Below are 15,547 nucleotides of genomic sequence, written 5' to 3'. Positions count from 1 at the left end.
CGATGGAGTCCGTGCTGACGGAGGCGGTCGCGCTGCTCGACGAGGCGGGGCCATCGGCCCTGACGTTCCGGGCGCTCGCGCAGCGGCTCGGCGGCGGTGTCGCCAGCATCTACTGGTACGTCGCGAGCAAGGACGAGCTGCTCGACCGCGCCACGGACCACGCCATCGGCGGCGTCCTCGCCGCCATCGAGGCGCGCACGCCGAGCGAGGACCCGATCGAGGACCTGCGCGCGATGGGCCTGATGCTCTTCGACGCGATCGTCGAGCGGCCCTGGCTCGGCAATTACTTCATGCGCAACACCGACGTGCAGGGCAACGCCCTGCGGCTCTACGAGGCCCTGGGCCGGCCGACGCTGCGGCTCCGGCTGACCGCGCGCCAGCGCTTCCACGCGGTCTCCGCGGTCACGGGTGTCGTCGTCGGCTCGGCCGTCGACCTCGGGCAGGAGCCGCCGCAGGAGGTGCTCGACGGCGCGGTCTCCCGGGAGGACTTCCTCAGCCGCTTCGCCGCGACGTGGCGCGAGCTGGACCCGGAGGCCTTCCCGTACGTGCACGAGATCGTCGACGAGTTCGACAACCATGACGACGTCGTGCAGTTCCGGGCCGCGCTGGACCTGACCCTGGCGGGGCTGCGCCTCCAGGCCGGGGCCGGGGACCAGTCCTAGGGCGCTAGCGGACCGGCGTCTCCTCGTAGCTGGTCCAGGCGTCCCGGCCCGCCTGGGCCGCGCTCTGCGCCTGGTGCAGGGCGCGCGAGGCCAGCACGCCAGGCGGCACCTGCCACGCATTGGTCCAGGTGCGTCCCGCCCGGTACAGCTCGTACGCCAGGACGCCCGCGCCCGCCGCGGCGACGAGCATGCCCGCGCCCGTCACGACGGCGCCGGTGACCAGGCGCCGCCGGTCGGGACGGAAGTCGGACCAGGAGATGTTACGAAGGGTGCTCTCAGCCATACGGCCAGGATGGGGGAGGGGCGGCCCGGCCGCATGTGGAGCGGGCCGCGCCCGTCACGGCCGGCGCCGCAGGCCACCGATGAACGCGGACCAGGTCTCCGCCCGCAGCACGAGCGCCGGGCCGGCGGGGTTCTTGGAGTCGCGGACGGGGACGACGCCGGGGAAGTCTGTGGCGACTTCGAGGCAGTCGCCGCCACTGCCGCCGCTGTACGTGGACTTGTGCCAGGCGGCGCCGGGGAAGTCTTTGGCGACTTCCAGGCAGTTACCGCCCTCGCCACCGCTGTATGTGGACTTGTGCCAAGTGGCCGAGGTGAGGTCAGGCCCCGGGTGCGTGATCTTCATGCGCGTAATCCTCCGCCACTGATTCGATCAGGGCCAGGGACTGCTTCGGAGTGAGTGCGTCGGCCCTGAGCAGATCGTAGGTCAGGTGGTGGCGTGTGACGGTGGCCGGATCGTCGGTCAACTGGCCCAAGCCGGAGGCCTCGACGAAGGACATCGGGGGCGCATCTTCGAACTGCATGAGGTTGAGGGGGCCGCTCAGAGACGCGTGCGCGCCAGCGTCGAACGGCAGTACTTGCAGGATCACGCGGCGTCGATGCACCAGTGCGGCCAGATGTAACAGGACTCCCGCCATCACCGCCGCGCTGCCGATCTTCCGGCGCAGGGCTGCCTCGTCAACGACCGCCCACAACTGCGGCTTTGTTGGATGGTCAAGCAGCCGCGCCCGCTCCATCCTGTTCGCCACCAGCCCGTCGATGACCTGCTCCGGCGCTGTCGGCTGGTACGCCAGGAAGACCGCGCGGGCGTACTCCGGGGTCTGGAGCAGGCCCGGGATCAGCAGCGACTCGTACTGCCTGATCTCCACGGCGACGGCCTCCGCTTCGGCGGCTTCCGCGAAGTGCTCCGGGTGCTTCGACGCGTTCGCCTTCGTGCAGTGCCGCACGAAGAAACCCCCCGTCTCCAGGATCTCGTCCAACCGCACCGCCATGTCCGGCAGGATGCGCCGCGTGCCCGCCTCCATCTGACCCACGTACGAGCCGCTGACGAACAACTTCTCACCCAGCGCTTGTTGGGTGAGCGGAGCGCGCTCGCGGGCGTGGCGTAACTCCTCGCCGATCATGATGCGGCGGGACGAGGGATCGAGGTCCTTGGGTCCGGTCATGTACATCACTCCCCGTACAACAGTCGGTTCTGTTGCTCAGTTGCCCCTGGTCAGCGTAGACCCGCGATGGTCACGCTGGGTGCCGAAAGCGGAACTCGGCGTGAAGGAGAGTGAGATGGTGGTGCGCGACGCGGAACGGCTGCGGGTGGTCGAGGAGACCATCGGCCAACTGCGGGCGGAACTCGGGGTGCTGGGGGTACTGCTGCCCTCGCTGCGGGTCGACGCGGCCTCCGCGGCGTCCGAAGTGGCGTATCCGCTGGTGAACCTGGGGTGCGTCAACCTGGACACCGCGATGCGGCTGGTGGCCGTCCTGCACGAGCGCCGGAGGCTGGGATGAGCCTAGGCCCCTACGTGATCGACACCCGGGACGGGCGCGTCGGGCAGGTGATGGCGCGCGAGGGCGGGTTCGTCCAACTGCGGCCGCCCGGCGGCGGCGTGGAGTGGGACTGCCCGCCGGAAGCGGTCGCGCCCGCGCCCGAGCCGCAGGGGCCGGGGGCGCGGGCGACGCGTCAGGAGGGGCGACGGCCCTGATCAGGGCCGCTCGTAGTGGTACCGGCAGGCGGCCACGCGGATCTCGTCGTCGACGATCCGGTACAGGAGCCGGTGCTCCTCGGTGATGCGCCGGAACCAGTACCCGTGGAATCCGTGGCGCAGGGGCTCCGGTTTGCCCAGGCCCTCGTTGCCGTTGCGGGCGATGTCCTGGAGCAACATGTTGATGCGCTTGGTGATCTTGCGGTCCTGAGTCTGCCACCAGACATAGTCCCGCCAGGGGTCTTCGTCGAAGACGATCTTCACTCCGCGAGCTCCCTGACCGTGCCGCCGCCGTTCTCAAGGCGTTCGATGGAGGCCAGGATGCGGCGTGCGTTCTCCGGGCTGCGGAGCAGGTACGCCGTCTCCTTCAGGGACTCGTACTCGTCGAGGGCCACGATCACCACCGGGTCGTGGCCCGCCCGCGTCACTATCACTTCTTCGCGATCGTCCACGACCGCGTTGAGCGTCTCGGCGTACTTCGCCCGCGACTCGGTGTAGGTCATGGTGCGCATCGCAGCCTCCTGGGTCGACGTACGTGTGGCTGTACGTACAGAAAAGAGTACGTCAACCCCGGAAGGCGCTGCAAACAAGCAGCTCAGCCCGGTCAGGCCCGGGCCGGCTCGGGGGAGGCCGGGGCGGCCTCCGCCTGGGCCGCGGGGGACTCGCCCGCGTCGACGTCCTGGTTCAGCTCGGTCAGCATCTGCTTGCTGAAGCCGAAGAAGTACGTGGCCAGGAAGCCGACCGCGTAGCCGATGAGCAGGCCGCCGCCGTAGATCAGGCACGTGCTGCCCAGGCCGTGGTTGCCCTTGAGGAGGGGGAACAGGGCCCAGCCGGACGGGCCGATCGCCGTCGAGCCGACCTTCGTGCCGAGCATCGAGAAGAGGCCGACGAACGCGCCGCCCGCCGCGCCGCCGACGCACGCCGTGATGAAGGGACGGCCCAGGGGGAGCGAGACGCCGTAGATGAGGGGCTCGCCGACGCCGAGGAAGCCCGCGGGCAGCGCCGACTTGATCGTCGTACGGATCGACTTGTTGTGCTTGAGCCGCTTGAAGACCGCGATCGCGCAGCCGACCTGGCCCGCGCCCGCCATCGCCAGGATGGGCAGCAGCACGGTGTAGCCCTGCTGCTCGATCAGCGTGGTGTGGATCGGGATCAGCGCCTGGTGCAGGCCCAGCATGACCAGCGGCAGGAAGAGGCCGCCGAGGACCAGGCCCGCGAACGCGCCCGTGTTGTCGAGCAGCCAGTTGGCCGCCGTGCCGATGCCGGTGGAGACCTCGCCCGCCACGTACATCAGGCCGAAGATCGTGACCAGGCCGGAGACGAGGACCGTGAGCGTCGGCGTGACCAGGACGTCGACCGCCTCGGGCACCCACTTGCGGCACCACTTCTCGACGTACACCGCGAGGACCGCCGCGCCCAGCGCGCCGAGGACGCCGCCCTGGCCGGGGCTGAGCTTCTGGCCGAACGCCGAGATGTTCGCGACGCCCGCGTACACGATGATCGCCGCGACCGCGCCGCCCAGGATCGGGGTGCCGCCGAACTCCTTCGCCGTGTTGTACCCGACGAAGACCGCGATCAGCGCCATGAAACCGGAGGCGATGGCGGCGAGCGCGGGGGTGATGCCGGGCAGCCACTCCAGGTTGATCAGCAGGCCGTTGATGCCGGCGATGATGCCGCAGCCGATCAGGGCCGGGATCAGCGGCACGAAGATGTTGGCGATCCGGCGCAGGAAGAGCTTGAGCGGCGTCGCGTTCTTCGCCTTGCGGGCGGCGCGCAGCTCGGCGCCCCGGTCGGCGAGTTCGCCGGCGGTGGTGGCGTGGGCGGGGGCGGCGGCCTGCGGGGTCCCGCTCACCGGGGTCTCGCTCGCCGGGGCGGTGGCGGCCGGGGTGCCGGCCTCCGCCACCAGCGCCTCGAACTCGGGGGTGACCCGGGCGACCTTCCCCGGACCGAGGACGATCTGGTACGTCTCGTCCTCGACCACGCCCATCACGTCGGGCAGCGCCTTGAGCGCCTCGTCCTGGACGAGCGAACGGTCGGCCAGACCCAGCCGGAGCCGGGTCATGCAGTGGACTACGGAAGTGACGTTCGCGGCGCCGCCCACGAGGGGGAGGATCGAGGCCGCCACGTCGCGGTTCTTGTTCTCAGCCATGGTGCGTGCTGCCTTGCTGTGCGGGTGGTGCGGTGACAGGGGTGTCAGGTGGGTCAGGGGGCGGGGGTGGTGCGGGCGGACGCCGCGAGCGCGGCGCGCAGGTGGCCGTCGGACTCGGCCAGCAGACGGGCCGCCGTCGGCCCGTCGACCTCGCCGAGGACGACGAGGATCGCGTTCTTCACCTCCCCGTCCGTCGCGGCGAGCGCGGCCTCGATGGCGGCGTCGTCGGCGCCCGTGGCCAGGGAGACGATGCGGCGGGAGCGGGCCCGCAGCTTCTCGTTCGACGCGCGTACGTCGACCATGAGGTTCCCGTACGTCTTGCCGAGCCGGATCATGGTGATCGTCGACAGCATGTTCAGGACGAGCTTCTGCGCCGTGCCCGCCTTCAGCCGGGTCGAGCCGGTGAGCAGCTCCGGGCCGACGACGACCTCGATGCCGTGGTCCGCGGCGGCGGCCAGCGCGCTGTCCGCGTTGCAGGACAGGCCGATGGTGAGCGCGCCGACGGCGGTGCGGGCGTGTTCGACCGCGCCGATCGCGTACGGGGTGCGGCCGGAGGCGCTGATGCCGACCACGACGTCGTCCGCGGTCAGGTTCAGCGCGTCCAGGTCCTCGGCCGCCAGCTCCTTGGAGTCCTCGGCGCCCTCCACCGCGGTGACCATCGCGGAGGGGCCGCCGGCGATCAGGCCGAGGACCTCGCCCGGGTCGGTGTTGAAGGTCGGCGGGCACTCCGAGGCGTCCAGGACGCCGAGCCGGCCGGCCGTGCCCGCGCCCGCGTAGATCAGGCGGCCGCCGCGGGCCATGCGCTCCGCGGTGCCGTCGATCGCGGCGGCGATCTGGGGGAGCTGGGCCGCGACGGCGGTGGGGACGGTGGCGTCCTCGCCGTTCATGATCCGGGCGATCTCCAGGGTGGGCTGCTGGTCGATCTCGGCGAGTTCCGGGCGGAACGCCTCCGTCGTGAGGGTGGCCAGCTGGGCGCGGAGTTCTTGGTAGTCGCCGTTGGTGGAGGGGGCGGCGTCGGTGGAGGTCATGGTCGGTTCGGCTCTTTCTGGGTGGCGGGTTCAGAGGGGGCGGGGCGGGGGCGTCGCCGGGTGCGGGTGGGTCGTGGCTGGTCGCGCAGTTCCCCGCGCCCCTGGGGCGTCGTTCGTCCGCGGGCCCGGTGGGGCTTCTCGCGCAGTTCCCCGCGCCCCTGGAGCATGCGGCTCCGCCGCAGCCCCAGCGGCCGCTGGGATGGCGCACGCAGTGCGCATCTCAGGGGCGCGGGGAACTGCGCGACCAGCCACGACGGCGGGTCAGGCGAAGTCTTTTCAGGGGCGCGGGGCCCCGTCGACGGGCCCGGGGTCATGATCTGGCTGCCCGCGGAGCGGAGCGGTGGCGGTGGGCCAGGGCCTCGTACGACGCCGACAGGGCAGGCGCCGCAGTCTCGTAGGAGCGCTGCGCCACCCCCACGAACAGGCAGTCCACGACGAGCAGCTGACTGGTCCGGGAGGACATCGCCGCGGGCCGCAACTCGCTCTCGCGGGCGATGGACGTGGTGAGGATGTGGTCCGCGTACTGCGACACGGGCCCGTCGGGCCGCCCCGTGATCGCGATCGTCGTCGCCCCCTGCTCGAAGGCGACCCGCAGCGGTTCGATGACGTCCCCCGTGGCGCCGGAGTGCGTGATGGAGACGGCGACGTCCCCGGAGCGCAGCGTCACCGCGTTCGTGATCGCCAGGTGCGGATCGGAGTGCGCGTGCGCGATCTGCCCGATGCGCAGCAGCTTCTGCGCGAGGTCCTGGGCGACGAGCCCGGAGGCCCCGACCCCGTACACGTCGACGCGGCGGGCGCCCGCGAGCGCGCTCACGGCGGCGCCGAGCTGCACGGTGTCGAGCCCGGCCGCGGTGTCGGCGAGGGTCTGCTGCTCGTCGTAGGCGAGCTTGGCGACGACGTCGGCTATCGGGTCGTCCACGGCGATGTCGGCCGTCACGGCGGGGGCCCGGCCCGACTGCTGCTGGGCGGCGAGCCCGGCGAGCGCGAGACGCAGGTCACGGTAGCCGGGGTAGCCGAGGATGCGGGCGGTGCGGACCACCGTCGCCTCGCTCGTGCCGGTGAGCTCGGCGAGGCCGGTGACCGTGAGCGCCGCGCACCCCGCGGGGTCCGCCGCGACCGCCTCGGCGACCCGCTGCATGGAGCGGGTCATCGACGGCGCGAGCGTGCGCACCTTGGCCGCGAGGGCCGCCGGGGCGGGCGGCGCGTCGCTGGAGAAACTTTCCTTCACATCATTGCTCACGACTGAAAGATATTTTCAAAAGGTCGGGGGGTCAAGAGGCGCACAATTGCTGCATGGACACCATCAGCCCCCTGGAGCAGGCCCTGCACGCGGCCCGCGCGCTCGTCCTCGCCGACCTGAGAGCGGTGGACGCCGCTGACCCCGACGTCGTCTCGCTCGTCGAGGAGTCGATCACCTCCCGGCGCTGGTGGGTGGAGCAGTGGCCGGAAGGGGTCGAGTTCGTCGCCGGGCTCGTCGCCCAGGACGTCAAGGACGGCATCCTGGAGCGGTACGGCCGCTGGCCGCTCTGCCCGGTCTGCGGCCCCGGCTCGGGGACCCAGGGCCCGCACGCCCTGGACGTCGAACCGGAGCTGGGCGCCGACCCGCACTGGGTCTGCTCCGAGGCGGGCGTCGTGGTGGCGCCGGTCGGCTCGCTCGGCAAGGTCACGGGCTGAGCGACCGGTGACCCTCTACATCGACCCGCCGACCTGGCCCGGCCACGGCCGGATGTGGTCCCACCTGGTCAGCGACGTGTCGTTCGACGAACTCCACGCGTTCGCCGAGCGGTTGGGCGCCCCGCGACGCGCCTTCGACCGCGACCACTACGACCTCCCGTCGCACCGCTACGAGGACGCGGTGCGCGCCGGGGCCGTCACGGTCGGCTCGAAGGAACTGGTGCGCCGGATCACGGACGCGGGGCTGCGGCGGCCCAAGGGGCGGCCCGCGTAAGTTTTTTGCCGGTTCGGCTCTGCGCCGCGTCTAGAGGGTGAAACTTCTTTGGTTACACGCAGAGCGGAGCAGCGGTGGTCGGTCACGAGAACGTCCGAGGAGGCTGGGGCCGTACGGCACCCGGCCGGGGGCAGTGCGCGCCGTGGGCGGGGCACGACATCGTGGACGGCGACCGCCGTCCTCAGGTCGCCGGGGCGCCGGCATTCGGCTGGGCCGAGCCCGAACGCGGCGCTGAGCAGCGTGAGTCCGGGCCCGGGGCGTTGCCGCGGGCCTGCCTGACGGTCACCCCGACGCGGGGGCTCCGGGGGCTGTCCGCATGGCTGGCGGCAGAATTGCGTGCCGTGCTCGCGCGCCGGGGGCGGCGGTGCGGGTGCTGCGCGGAACGCTCCGGCCGGTGGTCGACCCTGGTGTTCTGGCCCTCGACCGTGGCGGGACCGGACGGCTTGCCGGAGTATCCGCCGGGGTGGCGCAAGTGGAGCCACGGGTCTCTCCCGGGCCTGCGGAGCTACTTCTGGTTCAACGCCGAGCACCTCACCAGCCCCGGCATGGGGAAGACCGCCTACATCGCGGCCCTGCTGCGCGAACTGAGCGACAACGCCTATGAGTCAGGGCCCCCCACCCCGGCCGCCGACTGGGCCCGTTGCGCCTACACCGCGGCCCGCTCCGCCCGGGACGCCGCGCTGCGCGGGGACCACGCCGAGGTGGACGTGTTCTCCCGGGTCTGGCTCGGTGTGAAGGACGCCGAGGCGTGGCGCGACGGCGTGGTGGACGCGCTGCTCAGCGAGGGCTGGGACCGGGGGCCGCTACAGCCCGACCACACGTTCGCCAAGTGGCTGAAGCTCCGCGCACAGCGGCTGCTGGCCCTGTGGAAGCCGCTGTGGGAACGGATGCAGGGCCGTCAGTACGTACGGCTGCTCTCCGAGCCCCTGGTGCCGGGCCGGGAGGACCTCGGCACCCTCGCCGACGCCCTCCGCTCCACCTCGCCGAGCGCCGAGGACATCGTGCTGGGGCGCGAGCCGGAAGACCCGCGCCTGGGCTGGGTCCTCGACCGGCTCGCCAAGGACCCGATGGACGTGCGGGTCGCCCACGCCTTCGCCGAGAACCCGGGACTCACCTGGTCCCAGGCGGCCCGGCTGGCGGGCGCCCGGGATCCGCAGGACGCCGAGCGGCGCGGCGAACGCGTGCGCAGGAAACTGAAGCGGCTCGCCGCGCAGTACGTCGCGCTGCACCCGGTGGCCACGCCATGAGCGCCGGGTCGCACCCGTCCCCGTCGGTCAGGCTCACGGTGACCGCCCGGCTCACCGTGAACAGCAGCTGCGTGCGGCCGCTTCTGCGGGGACTGCGGGCGGTGGGCCGGACCGCGCGGGCCATGGCCGCCTCGGCCGCGGTGGCGGCCGTGGCCGCCGCCGGACACGCGGGAGCGCAGTGGCCGGTCGGCCGGGAGACCGCGCCCGAGCTGCTGTTCTGCCTGGGATGCGCGGTCTTCACCGACGGCGTACGCCATGTCGCGGCCGCTGTCCGGAGCCGGAGCGCGGCCCGCCGGTAACCGTGAGGTTCCGGGATCAGGCCGCGCCGGACTCCAAGGCCGCCGCGACAGGCTCGCCCGGCACGGACGTCGCCGTAGAGCCCGTGACCACCTTTGACGGGGTGCGGCGGTGCAGACGCAGGGATGCCGCGGTGAGTGCCAGGGCGGTCACCGTCATCGCGCCGCCGGCCCACGCCGTGGCCGGATAGCCGAGACCGGCGTCGATGACCGTGCCGCCGAGCCAGGGGCCGCCCGTGTTGCCGAGGTTGAAGGCCGCGGTCGTGGTGGCGCCGGCCAGGGTGGGCGCGGCGCCCGCGACGTTGAACATGCGGGCGTTGAGCGCCGGAGCCGTGAAGAACGCGGACAGGCCCAGCAGGAAGGAGAGGGCCACCGCCGCGATATGGCGACCGCCGCGCCCACCGCCCAGAACCCGGCGCAGGCGAGCGCGGAGACGACGCGGGAGGCGAACAGGACCGCGTAACCCGGAGCGAGCGCGCCCGCGATCTGGCCGAGGCCGAAGAGGGAGATGAGCGCGATCAGGGTCGTGCGGCGGGGCAGGCGCAGCGTCGCCACGGCGAGCAGCGGGGCGCCCACCACCATGCCGATCGCGAACGCCGAGATCAACAGCCCGGCCTGCGGGATCGTGACGTCCATGTCGTCGGCGACGGCCGGGAGCAGCCCGGAGAGCATGAACTCGGACGTGCCCAGGGCGAAGACGCTGAGGCCGAGGATGTAGACGGCCAGGGGCATGCGCGTGGTGGTGGTGGCGGCGGGTGAGGGCATGTACGGGGCAACGGGGGGTGGGTGGGCGGCATTCCCGGGGTGGCGGTATGCCGGGTTTGTCCGCCGGGGGCGTCAGGTGGGGGTGCTGAGGAGGTCCAGCTCCGTCGCCAGGTTCTCCCGGGCCGGGGACTCCCAGTGCGTGGCGCCGTGCGGCGTGCGGAAGAGGCGGGGCTGGTCCAGGAGCCGGCGCAGGATCGCCGCCCGGCCCGTACGGAACGCCTCGGCCGGGACGAAGGCGTACTCCTCACGGATCGCCTTGGTGTACGCGGCGTACGCCTCCGGGGGCGACGCCAGGATCGCCAGGTCGGCGTCGCACAACGCCTCGCCGTTGGTGTCGCCGTCCGCCGGGTCGTGGTCGACGGTGAGGCGGACCAGGCGGGCGACCTCGGTGACGGCTGCCGGCGGCAGGCCCGCCTCGGTCAGCGCGCGCTCGGCCAGCACGGCGGAGCGCTCCTCGTTCTCGGAGCGGTCCGGGCGGTACACGGCGTCGTGGAACCACGCGGCGAGCCGCACCAGGTCCGCGTCGTCCGCGTGGTCCGCCAGCGCGTCGATCCGGTCGAGGACCGCCGCGAGGTGGGCGGTGGTGTGGTACTTGCGCTGCGGCTCGGCCCAGCGGGCCAGCAAGTTGTCGGCGTAGGGGTACGGGTCGGCGTCCGGGCGCCGTGTCGTCGCGCGCAGGGCGCGGGCCCAGTGCTCGCGCAGGCGCGGTGGGGCGTCGTGCTCGGGGTCCATGGCTCGACCCTAGCCCGGGGCTCCGCCGGTTCTGCGGGTCCGGTCCGCGCCGGGTCGTTCGTCGGCCGCGCGCCGGTGGGGCTTCTCGCGCAGTTCCCCGCGCCCCTAAAAGACTTCGTCTGCGGGCCCGGTGGGGGCTGGTCGCGCAGTTCCCCGCGCCCCTGAGATGCGCACTTCGTGCGCCATCTCATCGGCCCTCCGGGAAGCGGCCCTCCGCCAGGGGCCCCTGAGGCTGCGGCGAAGCCGCATGCCTTCAGGGGCGCGGGGAACGGCGCGAGAAGCCCCACCGGACCCGCACCCGAAAACGGGGGCGCACGCAGTGCGCATCTTGGGGGCGCGGGGAACTGCGCGCTCAGCCCCCGCCGGGCGTGCGGACAAATGCGGGGCGCGCGCAGTGCGGAAAATCGTTGGAAGCGGCACCCACCCGTCCCGTACAATCGCGCGTCTGCCCGCCTCCCTTCGCCGCCCCCGCGCCGCTGAAGCCGGAGCGCCGCCGACCGGACGGAAACCGGCCGGACCCCGTCGCACACGCGTACCTGGAGCCGGAGGCACCACCCCGTGAGCCCGTCAACGCCCTCGCCGACATCGACATCGACATCGACCTCACCGCTCGACCGCGAGCGCGCCCACCTCGACTCCTCCCGCGCAGCCCTGCGCGCCATGCGCGAGGACGCCGAGGCGCTGGACATCCGCGACGTCACCGCGAACTGGGTCAACGCCGAGGTGCTCCAGCGCCAGGTCGACGAGCGGATCAAGGCGCTCGCCGACCTGAGCCACACCCCGCTCTTCTTCGGCCGCCTCGACTACCTGCACGCCCCCGGCGTGGACCTCGCCGAGGGCGCGGAGGGCGAGCAGTTCTACATCGGGCGGCGGCACGTCCACGACGCCGACGGCGACCCCATGGTCATCGACTGGCGCGCACCCGTCTCCCAGCCGTTCTACCGGGCCTCGAAGAAGGACCCGATGGACGTCGCGCTGCGCCGCCGCTTCGGGTACACCGGCGGCGAGCTGACCGCGTACGAGGACGAGCACCTCTCCGACCCGGCCGAGGCCGAGCGGACCAGCGCGCTGCTCCAGCGGGAGATCGAGCGGCCCCGCGTCGGCCCGATGCGCGACATCGTCGCCACCATCCAGCCCGAGCAGGACGAGATCGTGCGCAGCGGGCTCGCCGGTTCGGTGTGCGTCCAGGGCGGGCCCGGCACCGGCAAGACCGCCGTGGGCCTGCACCGCGTCGCGTACCTGCTCTACGCGCACCGGGAACGGCTGGCCCGCACCGGCACCCTGGTCATCGGGCCGAACGCCTCCTTCCTGCACTACATCGAGCAAGTGCTGCCCGCGCTGGGCGAGTTGGAGGTGCGGCAGGCGACCGTCGACGACCTGGTGGCCCACGTCGAGGTGCGGGGCACGGACAGTGCCGCGACCGCCCTGGTCAAGGGGGACGCCCGGATGGCCGAGGTGATCCGGCGCGCGCTGCGTTCGCACATCACCGCCCCGGACGAGGGCGTCGTCGTGGTGCGCGGCTCGCGCCGCTGGCGCGTTCCCTCGTACGAACTCGCCGACATCGTCCAGGAGTTGCGTGAGCGCGACATGCGGTACGGGGCCGCGCGCGACGCCCTGCCGCAGCGCGTCGCGCACGCCGTGCTGGTGCAGATGGAGCGGGCCGGGGAGGCCCCCGACGACCGGGTACAGGACGCCGTCGCCCGCAACACCGCGGTGAAGGCGCTGGTCAAGGCGGTGTGGCCGGCGGTCGACCCGGCCAGGCTGGTGCTGCGGCTGCTGTCGGACGCGGAGTTCCTCGCCGTGCACGCGGACGGGCTGCTCGACGAGGAGGAGCAGCGGGCGGTGCTGTGGGAGAAGCCCGCGCGCAGCACGAAGAGCGCCAAGTGGTCCGCCGCGGACGCCGTCCTGATCGACGAGGCGAGCGATCTGATCGGGCGCACGCACTCGCTGGGGCACGTCGTCCTCGACGAGGCGCAGGACCTGTCGCCGATGCAGTACCGGGCGGTGGGGCGGCGCGCGACGACCGGTTCCGTGACCGTCCTCGGGGACCTCGCGCAGGGCACCACGCCGTGGGCGACACGGAGCTGGGACGAGGCGCTGGCGCATCTCGGCAAGCCGGACGCGGTGGTGGAGGAGCTGACGGCCGGGTTCCGCGTGCCGACCGACGTCATCACGTACGCCTCGCGGCTGCTGCCGTCCATCGCGCCCGGGCTCGCGCCGGTGGAGTCCGTGCGGGAGAACCCGGGGGCGTTCGAGGTGCGGGCGGTGTCGGAGGTCGCGGAGGTCGTCGCGGCGTGTGTCCGGGCGCTGGAGAACGAGGGGTCGGTGGGGCTCATCGCGGCGGATGCGCGGTGCGGGGCTCTGGGGGCGGCGCTGGAGGCGGCGGGCCTGACGTTCCTCGCCCCGGGCGAGGAGACGACGGCCCGGGCCCGGTTGACGCTGGTGCCTGCGTCGCTGGCGAAGGGGCTGGAGTACGACTATGTGGTGCTGGACGAGCCGGCCGCGGTGGTGGGCGCCGAGCCCGACGAACGTACCGGGCTGCGCCGCCTCTACGTGGCCCTGACCCGAGCCGTCTCCGGCCTCACGGTCACCCACACGTCTCCGCTCCCGCTCCAGTTGACCCGCCTCTGATGTGACCCCGCTGGGGGGCGCGGGGAACTGCGCGCCCAGCCACGACGCTGCCGCGCCCGGCGATGGTGCTGAGCCCCGGGGCTCCGCCCCGGCCCCCGCTCCTCAATCGCCGGAGGGGCTTGATTCAGCCCCGCTCAGGGGCGCGGGGAACTGCGCGCCCAGCCACGACGCTGCCGCGCCCGGCGATGATGCTCAGCCCCGGGGCTCCGCCCCGGCCCCCGCTCCTCAATCGCCGGAGGGGCTTGAAACTGCCGGTGGAGCTGGGTGCCGCCAGGGGCGCGGGGAACTGCGCGCCCAGCCACGACGCTGCCGCGCCCGGCGACGGACCCGCCCGGCCCCCCCTACGCCGCGACCGCGTCAAGCGCCTCGCGCCACACCCGCACCGCCTCCGCAGAGACCGGCTCGCTCCAACCCCCCGGCCGCGCCGCCCCCCCGATGTGGAACGCCGACACCCCGCCGGCCCGCAACCCCCGCACATGCTCAAGACGGAGCCCGCCCCCCACGAGCAGCTGCGGCTCGTACCCGGGTTCGGTGCCGCGCGCCGCTTCCGTGAGGAGGACGTCGAGCCCGGCGTCGACCCCCTCCGGCGACCCCGCCGTGAGGTACGTGTCGAGCCCGGGCAGATCCGCCAGCTGCTTGCGCAGGGCGTCCCGGTCCGCGGCCCGGTCGATGGCCCGGTGGAACGTCCAGCCGCAGCCGTCCAGCTCCGCCACGACCCGCTCGACGGCGACCAGGTCGGGCGCCCCGTGCGCGTCCAGGAACCCGAGCACGAACTCGTCCGCCCCGGCCGCCCGCAGCGCCCGCGCGGCCGCGACCAGCTCCGCCGTCCCCTCGGGCCCGCCCGACGAGAAGCCGTCCGCGAGCCGCAGCATCACGCGCAGCCGGATGCCGACGGCCGCGCGGATCGCCGCGAACGTCTCCACCGACGGCGTCAGCCCGTCCGCCGCCATGTCGGTGACCAGCTCCAGACGGTCCGCACCCCCGGCCTCGGCGGCGACCGCGTCCTGCGCGTCGAGGGCGATCACCTCCAGGACTGCACGCTTGCTCATGAGGATGAGGCTCCTGTCGCGATCGACCCGCCCGGAGCACCGACGACAGGTCTAGTCCAATGTCCCGCTCACCCTACGCCGCGTGCACGGTGAACGCAGCCGTCCTGACCTCCCCGCCGTGCCGGAAGTCCAGGAAGAGCCGGTACGTCCCCGTGCTCGGCGCGGTCGCCGTGAAGGAAACCCCGGGCCCCGGCCCGCCGTCGTGCGGGTGAACGTGGAGGTACGCCAGGTCGCCGGAGCGCAGCGCGACCAGATGCCCGTACGCGCCGAGGTAGGGCTGGAGGTCGGTCACCGGCCGTCCGTCCTTGCTGACGCGCAGGGTCAGCCCGCTCGCCGCGCCCGCCTTCAGGCCGCCCTCCAGCCGGACCTCGTACCCGCCCGGTACGCGCGCCGTCGCGGAGGGCGCGGGCAGCGGCGCCGGTGCGTACCGCCCGGCCACCCCGAGGCCCGCGCCGAGAGTGAGCCCCTCCTTCTCGCCGCGGGGCGTGAAGTCCGCGAAGATTCGGTAGTCGCCGGCCGCGGGCAGCGCGACGGGTGTCGACCAGGTGCCGTCGGCGGCGCGCACGGGGTGCAGATGCCGGTACCCGGTCAGGTCGCGGGAGACGACGATCAGGTGCAGCTCCTTGCCGTGCTCCTTCCGGTACGCGGTCACGGCCGCGCCGGTGGCGTCCTTGCGGATGGTGAAGCGCAGCTCGCCGGTCCTGCCGGGGAGCCGGTCGCGCTCCAGGTCGAGCGAGTAGCCGCGCTCGGAGACCTGGAGCCCGCCGGGCACGGCGTCACCGAGCCCGCCAGGCACGGCGTCACCGAGCCCGCCGGGCACGGCGTCACCCGCGTGCCCGGCCTCCGCCTCCCCGTGTGTCTGCTCCTTCTGCGCGTGCGCGCTGTCGTGCCGCGGCGCGGGAGGCGCCTCGGCGGTGACGGGGCCGACCCCGCTCCCCACCCCGTACGCGGTGCCGAAGGTGGCGGCGACGGCGGCGGCGAACGCGGCGATCTTCGTTCCGGTGTGCATGGCGGGCTCCTCGAGAGGAATGGACGGCGGGCTTGTACGCGTAAGACGACAGTAC

19 protein-coding genes and 1 pseudogene are annotated in these 15,547 nt (G+C 73.3%); 8 read left to right on the top strand and 12 right to left on the bottom strand.

The features are described from left to right. Positions 1-2 precede the first annotated feature (2 nt). Positions 3-662, top strand: coding sequence for a TetR/AcrR family transcriptional regulator (locus ACIBW6_RS06870; RefSeq protein ID WP_399057725.1), 660 nt, complete (start codon positions 3-5; stop codon positions 660-662). Positions 663-666: 4 nt separating this feature from the next. Here the strand turns inward: ACIBW6_RS06870 and ACIBW6_RS06865 are convergent, their stop codons facing one another. Genes ACIBW6_RS06865 through ACIBW6_RS06855 form a run of 3 tightly spaced genes read right to left on the bottom strand, consistent with a single transcriptional unit; the run spans position 667 to position 2,107 of the window. Continuing rightward, complete coding sequence (locus tag ACIBW6_RS06865) at positions 667-945, bottom strand: hypothetical protein (RefSeq protein ID WP_399057393.1); 279 nt, start codon at positions 943-945, stop codon at positions 667-669. A 54-nt stretch (positions 946-999) separates the two neighbouring features. Beyond that, on the bottom strand, positions 1,000-1,287 hold the full coding sequence (locus ACIBW6_RS06860; protein WP_399057391.1) for a DUF397 domain-containing protein: 288 nt from the start codon (positions 1,285-1,287) through the stop codon (positions 1,000-1,002). Beyond that, a complete protein-coding gene (locus ACIBW6_RS06855) occupies positions 1,262-2,107 on the bottom strand; it encodes a helix-turn-helix domain-containing protein (RefSeq protein WP_399057389.1) in 846 nt (281 codons plus the stop codon). The genes ACIBW6_RS06860 and ACIBW6_RS06855 overlap by 26 nt, the downstream gene beginning before the upstream one ends. Positions 2,108-2,207: 100 nt before the next feature. Here ACIBW6_RS06855 and ACIBW6_RS06850 point away from each other — a divergent pair, with 100 nt between their 5' ends. Together ACIBW6_RS06850 and ACIBW6_RS06845 are read left to right on the top strand one after the other, a co-directional pair. Beyond that, positions 2,208-2,444 carry a hypothetical protein gene (locus ACIBW6_RS06850; RefSeq protein ID WP_399057387.1) on the top strand — a complete coding sequence of 79 codons (237 nt, stop codon included), beginning with the start codon at positions 2,208-2,210 and terminating at the stop codon, positions 2,442-2,444. Beyond that, positions 2,441-2,638, top strand: a complete 198-nt coding sequence (locus ACIBW6_RS06845) for a hypothetical protein (protein WP_399057385.1) — start codon at positions 2,441-2,443, stop codon at positions 2,636-2,638. Before ACIBW6_RS06850 ends, ACIBW6_RS06845 begins: the two co-directional genes overlap by 4 nt. On the opposite strand, the gene ACIBW6_RS06840 is transcribed toward ACIBW6_RS06845, so the two are convergent. The 5 genes from ACIBW6_RS06840 to ACIBW6_RS06820 all read right to left on the bottom strand — a co-directional run bounded on the left by ACIBW6_RS06840 (position 2,639) and on the right by ACIBW6_RS06820 (position 7,055). Further along, positions 2,639-2,902 (bottom strand): Txe/YoeB family addiction module toxin, encoded by a 264-nt coding sequence (locus tag ACIBW6_RS06840; protein ID WP_399057383.1) that lies wholly within the window; start codon positions 2,900-2,902, stop codon positions 2,639-2,641. It abuts the gene before it with no gap. After that, on the bottom strand, positions 2,899-3,150 hold the full coding sequence (locus ACIBW6_RS06835; RefSeq protein ID WP_399057381.1) for a type II toxin-antitoxin system Phd/YefM family antitoxin: 252 nt from the start codon (positions 3,148-3,150) through the stop codon (positions 2,899-2,901). The genes ACIBW6_RS06840 and ACIBW6_RS06835 overlap by 4 nt, the downstream gene beginning before the upstream one ends. Before the next feature lie 92 nt (positions 3,151-3,242). Further along, positions 3,243-4,787, bottom strand: coding sequence for a PTS transporter subunit EIIC (locus ACIBW6_RS06830; RefSeq protein ID WP_399057379.1), 1,545 nt, complete (start codon positions 4,785-4,787; stop codon positions 3,243-3,245). Between the two features lie 53 nt (positions 4,788-4,840). Further along, on the bottom strand, positions 4,841-5,815 hold the full coding sequence (gene murQ, locus ACIBW6_RS06825) for an N-acetylmuramic acid 6-phosphate etherase (RefSeq protein ID WP_399057377.1): 975 nt from the start codon (positions 5,813-5,815) through the stop codon (positions 4,841-4,843). 310 nt (positions 5,816-6,125) lie between these two features. Then, a complete protein-coding gene (locus tag ACIBW6_RS06820) occupies positions 6,126-7,055 on the bottom strand; it encodes a MurR/RpiR family transcriptional regulator (protein WP_399057375.1) in 930 nt (309 codons plus the stop codon). Between the two features lie 53 nt (positions 7,056-7,108). On the opposite strand from ACIBW6_RS06820, the gene ACIBW6_RS06815 reads away from it, so the two are divergent. From ACIBW6_RS06815 to ACIBW6_RS06800, 4 genes are all read left to right on the top strand, one after another. After that, entirely contained in the window at positions 7,109-7,489 is a 381-nt protein-coding gene (locus tag ACIBW6_RS06815; protein WP_399057373.1) for a hypothetical protein, read from the top strand. A gap of 7 nt (positions 7,490-7,496) precedes the next feature. Beyond that, on the top strand, positions 7,497-7,763 hold the full coding sequence (locus ACIBW6_RS06810) for a DUF4031 domain-containing protein (protein ID WP_399057371.1): 267 nt from the start codon (positions 7,497-7,499) through the stop codon (positions 7,761-7,763). Positions 7,764-8,206: 443 nt separating this feature from the next. Further along, the gene (locus ACIBW6_RS06805; protein WP_399057369.1) at positions 8,207-9,010 is read left to right on the top strand and encodes a hypothetical protein; all 804 of its coding nucleotides are present in this window, start codon (positions 8,207-8,209) and stop codon (positions 9,008-9,010) included. Next, entirely contained in the window at positions 9,007-9,309 is a 303-nt protein-coding gene (locus tag ACIBW6_RS06800) for a hypothetical protein (protein WP_399057367.1), read from the top strand. The genes ACIBW6_RS06805 and ACIBW6_RS06800 overlap by 4 nt, the downstream gene beginning before the upstream one ends. Before the next feature lie 16 nt (positions 9,310-9,325). Here the strand turns inward: ACIBW6_RS06800 and ACIBW6_RS06795 are convergent. Next, positions 9,326-10,038, bottom strand: a pseudogene (locus tag ACIBW6_RS06795) (MFS transporter). Positions 10,039-10,143: 105 nt separating this feature from the next. After that, positions 10,144-10,803, bottom strand: coding sequence for a hypothetical protein (locus ACIBW6_RS06790; RefSeq protein ID WP_399057365.1), 660 nt, complete (start codon positions 10,801-10,803; stop codon positions 10,144-10,146). A gap of 660 nt (positions 10,804-11,463) precedes the next feature. Between ACIBW6_RS06790 and ACIBW6_RS06785 the strand changes: the two genes are divergently transcribed. Further along, the gene (locus tag ACIBW6_RS06785) at positions 11,464-13,434 is read left to right on the top strand and encodes a HelD family protein (protein ID WP_399057723.1); all 1,971 of its coding nucleotides are present in this window, start codon (positions 11,464-11,466) and stop codon (positions 13,432-13,434) included. 341 nt (positions 13,435-13,775) lie between these two features. On the opposite strand, the gene ACIBW6_RS06780 is transcribed toward ACIBW6_RS06785, so the two are convergent. Both ACIBW6_RS06780 and ACIBW6_RS06775 read right to left on the bottom strand, forming a co-directional pair. After that, positions 13,776-14,483 (bottom strand): copper homeostasis protein CutC, encoded by a 708-nt coding sequence (locus tag ACIBW6_RS06780; protein ID WP_399057363.1) that lies wholly within the window; start codon positions 14,481-14,483, stop codon positions 13,776-13,778. A 73-nt stretch (positions 14,484-14,556) separates the two neighbouring features. Continuing rightward, positions 14,557-15,492, bottom strand: coding sequence for a hypothetical protein (locus ACIBW6_RS06775; RefSeq protein WP_399057361.1), 936 nt, complete (start codon positions 15,490-15,492; stop codon positions 14,557-14,559). Between the last annotated feature and the right edge of the window lie 55 nt (positions 15,493-15,547).

The sequence above is a fragment of the Streptomyces sp. NPDC049813 genome (assembly GCF_044465085.1).
Classification (GTDB): domain Bacteria; phylum Actinomycetota; class Actinomycetes; order Streptomycetales; family Streptomycetaceae; genus Streptomyces.
This window is presented reverse-complemented; position numbering and strand designations above follow the sequence as displayed.